The 833-nt window shown below is 70.0% G+C and carries 2 protein-coding genes; both read right to left on the bottom strand.

Features of this window, described 5'->3' with window-relative positions; translation table 11 throughout:
• A partial coding sequence (locus STRTUCAR8_RS03795; protein ID WP_199791664.1) for a lysophospholipid acyltransferase family protein occupies window positions 1–414 on the bottom strand: 414 nt, incomplete at its 3' end.
• On the bottom strand, window positions 372–833 hold a 462-nt coding region (gene cmk, locus STRTUCAR8_RS03790), incomplete at its 5' end, for a (d)CMP kinase (protein WP_044471583.1). The genes STRTUCAR8_RS03795 and cmk, both read right to left, overlap by 43 nt.

The raw sequence follows: 833 nt of genomic DNA, 5'->3' as shown, positions 1-833 counted from the left end.
CCCGAGGACTCCGCCGTTCGCCAGCACCGCCAGGGCCTGGGCGATCGCCGTCCGGTCGGCGGTCGAGCGGTCCACCTTGACCTGTCCGAGGGCGTGCATGGCGGGCCCGAGCAGCCCGATGAACGCCTCTTTCTTGACCAGGAAGTGCGACGCCCGGGGCGCCACACCGATGACCATCGGGCCGTCGATGTTGTGCGAGTGGTTCACGGCGAGGATCACCGGACCGGTCGCGGGGACCTTCCAGGCGCCCAGGACGCGCGGCTTCCACAGCCCGTACATCAGACCGACACCGATACGCCGCCCGACCTCGGCACCCCGCTGCGTGGGAACCTCGGCCGCCTTCGACTCCCTCGACGTCTTCGACGGAACGCTCACTTCGCGTCCCGCTTCTCCTCGACGAGGGTGACGACGCATTCGATGACCTGCTGCAGAGTCAGCTCGGAGGTGTCGACCTCCACCGCGTCGTCCGCCTTGGCGAGCGGCGAGGTCTTACGGCTGGAGTCGGCCGCGTCCCGCTTCAGCAGCGCCTCACGGGTGGCGTTGACGTCGGCACCCTTCAGCTCACCGCTGCGGCGGGCGGCACGCGCCTCCGGGGACGCGGTGAGGAAGATCTTCAGGTCGGCGCCGGGCAGAACGGTCGTCCCGATGTCCCGCCCCTCGACGACGATCCCCTTCTCGGCCGACGCGGCGATGGACCGCTGCAGCTCCGTGATCAGCGCACGCACCTCCGGTACGGCGCTCACCGCGCTGACCTTGGAGGTGACCTCCTGGGTACGGATCGGACCACCGACGTCGGTGCCGTCCACGGTGATCGTCGGGTTCTCCGGGTCCGT

The sequence above is a fragment of the Streptomyces turgidiscabies Car8 genome (assembly GCF_000331005.1).
Taxonomy (GTDB): Bacteria; Actinomycetota; Actinomycetes; order Streptomycetales; family Streptomycetaceae; genus Streptomyces; species Streptomyces turgidiscabies.
Note: the sequence above shows the minus strand (reverse complement) of the source record. Positions and strands in the feature narration are given on the sequence as shown.